This is a genomic window from Actinophytocola sp., assembly GCF_045807065.1.
Classification (GTDB): Bacteria; Actinomycetota; Actinomycetes; order Mycobacteriales; family Pseudonocardiaceae; genus Actinophytocola.
In genome coordinates this window covers 1-2,606 of record NZ_JBJMIE010000464.1, presented here as the reverse complement: position 1 = coordinate 2,606, position 2,606 = coordinate 1, and the positions used below count along the sequence as shown (strand labels likewise).

Sequence of the window (2,606 nt, the reverse complement as noted above, 5' to 3'; positions counted from 1 at the left end):
GTCGAGCGGGTCGCCGACGACGTCCCAACACTGGTCGTTCCTGGTCGAGTCCTTCTTGTCGGCCTCGTTCCTGAAGGCCTCCCACGCCGCCGGCAGCGTGATCCGGATGCTCATGTCAGATGCCCCCGGACGTCGAACCGCCGTCGGAGCCACTGTCCGACCCGCTGTCGGAGCCGATCTCCTGGAACACACCCACCTGCGTGGTCTCGCCCGCCACCATCATGTTCGACATCTGCCCCAGCTGGGCCTGCACGTCGGCGAACAGCTTCGACAGGTTGGCGAGGTCGGCGGCGATGGCCCCCATGGAGTCGACGAAGTCGCGGCCGAGCGGGTCCTGCCACGAGCGGCCGAAGTCCTTCTGCTCGGCCTGCGGTTTCTCGAGCGCGGCCTTCACCTGGTCGGTCTGCTGCTGTGCCTCGGCGAACGCGGTGGTGAGCGCGCCAATCGCCTCAGGGTTGGCTTCGAAGCCTCCGGACATCACGTCCCCTATGTTCCGCTACCCGGTGTCCCATCGGTGATCGCAAGCACGGATCGTACGCCTGCGCACACAGCTAGCAACATACCGATCCCTCACCGCACCCGGGGGCGCTTTGGGGGATTCGCCAATGAGAAGTGCAGGTCAGACGGCCGTGCTGACCACGCCGACCAGCCGCTGCGCCGCCGCTTCCGCGACCTCCTGTGACGGAGCCTCCACCATCACGCGCACCAGCTGCTCCGTGCCGGACGGGCGCAGGAGCACGCGACCCGTCTCGCCCAGTTCGGCTTCCACCGCGGCGACCGCCTCGCTGACCGCGCTCGACGTGGCCACGGCCGCCTTGTCGGCCACCTTCACGTTCTTCAGGACCTGGGGTAGGCGGGTCATCACGCCGGCCAGGTCGGCCAGGGGGCGGTCGGTGGCCGCCATCCGGGACATCAGGCGCAGGGCGGTCAGCAGGCCGTCGCCGGTGGTGGCGTGGGTGGGCATGACCACGTGACCCGACTGCTCGCCGCCCAGGGACAGGTTGTGCTCGCGCAGGGCCTCCAGCACGTAGCGGTCGCCGACGGCGGTGGTCCGCAGGGTGACGCCGTGCTCGCGCATGGCCAGGTGCAGGCCCAGGTTGCTCATGACCGTCGCGACCAGGGTGTTGTCGACCAGGTCGCCGGACTCCTTCATGGCGAGCGCCAGCACGGCCATGATCTGGTCGCCGTCCACGTCGTTGCCCGCCGCGTCGATCGCGAGGCAGCGGTCGGCGTCGCCGTCGTGGGCGATGCCGAGGTCGGCCTTCTCTGCCAGGACCGTCTCGCGGAGCGTGCCGAGGTGGGTCGAGCCGCAGTTCTCGTTGATGTTCTCGCCGTCGGGCATGGCGTGGATCGCGATCACCTCGGCGCCGGCCTCCCGGTACGCCTGGGGGGCGGCGGCCCACGCGGCGCCGTTGGCGCAGTCGACGACGACCCGCAGCCCGTCGAGGCGGTGGGTGGAGGACTTCAGCAGGTGCGTGATGTAGCGGTCGAGCGAGTCGGCGATGTCGTACATGCGGCCCACGCCGGCACCGGTGGGCCGGGCGTACTCGGCGCCCATGTGCGCCTCGATCTCGTCCTCGATGACGTCCGGCAGCTTGTGCCCACCCGCGGCGAACAGCTTGATGCCGTTGTCCGGCATGGGGTTGTGCGACGCCGAGATCATCACACCGAGGTCGGCACCCAGCTCACCGACGAGGTGCGCGACCGCGGGGGTCGGCAGCACCCCGAGCTGCATCACGTCCGCCCCCGCCGAGGTCAGCCCGGCGGCGACGGCCGCCTGCAGCATCTCCCCGCTCGCCCGCGGATCCCGCCCGACGACCGCCACCGGCCGGTGGGAGCTGTCGTGCTCGGCGAGCACGCGCGCGGCCGCCGCCGCGACGGAGAGGGCCAGCTCAGGGGTGAGTTCCGAGTTCGCCTGGCCGCGAACACCGTCGGTACCGAAAAGGCGAGCCATCGTCGAGGAGACCTCCGCAACAGACGTTCTGGATGCAGAAACGCCGCGCCCGGTGCATCGCATGTACCGAACGCGGCGTTCCACTGGAAGCCAAACAAGCAATACCCGACAAGTCCGGGCGAGCGAACCAAGCCCGACGGCGGCCCGAACCGCCCTTGCCAACCCAACCGAGTTGCCAACTCCTGGCCGCACCCCGGCTCCCGGCCAGGAGACGCGGTGGACAAGGCCAAACTCGCTGGACCGTAACCGACCCCCTGCCCTGGCCGCACCCCCGCCCAGGGCAGAGGGCGCGGCGCGAGGACACGACTCAGCGCTTGCTGTACTGAGGCGCCTTGCGGGCCTTCTTGAGGCCGTACTTCTTGCGCTCCTTCACCCGCGGGTCGCGAGTGAGGAAGCCGGCCTTCTTCAGCGCCGGGCGGTCCTCGATGTCCAGCTCGATGAGCGCACGCGCGATGGCAAGGCGCAGCGCACCGGCCTGGCCGGTGATGCCGCCGCCCTTGAGGTTGGCGCGGACGTCGAAGGCCTCGGGCTTCTCGACGGTGACCAGGGGCTCACGGATGAGCTGCTGGTGCACCTTGTTCGGGAAGTAGTCCTCGAGGGACTTGCCGTTCAGGGTGAACTTGCCGCTGCCCGGGGTCAGGCGGACGCGGAC

The 2,606-nt window shown here is 70.0% G+C and carries 3 protein-coding genes; all 3 read right to left on the bottom strand.

From position 1 onward, the window contains the following. Positions 1-115: 115 nt before the first annotated feature. A complete protein-coding gene (locus tag ACJ73U_RS27275; RefSeq protein WP_407780575.1) occupies positions 116-478 on the bottom strand; it encodes a hypothetical protein in 363 nt (120 codons plus the stop codon). A gap of 141 nt (positions 479-619) precedes the next feature. Beyond that, a complete protein-coding gene (gene glmM, locus ACJ73U_RS27270) occupies positions 620-1,954 on the bottom strand; it encodes a phosphoglucosamine mutase (RefSeq protein ID WP_407780574.1) in 1,335 nt (444 codons plus the stop codon). 307 nt (positions 1,955-2,261) lie between these two features. Beyond that, a partial coding sequence (gene rpsI, locus ACJ73U_RS27265) for a 30S ribosomal protein S9 (RefSeq protein WP_407780573.1) occupies positions 2,262-2,606 on the bottom strand: 345 nt, incomplete at its 5' end.

Excerpts from the sequence above, each read along its gene's own strand:
- glmM (WP_407780574.1), bottom strand. The coding sequence starts at position 1,954 with ATGGCTCGCCTTTTCGGTACCGACGGTGTTCGCGGCCAGGCGAACTCG.
- ACJ73U_RS27275 (WP_407780575.1), bottom strand. The coding sequence starts at position 478 with ATGTCCGGAGGCTTCGAAGCCAACCCTGAGGCGATTGGCGCGCTCACC.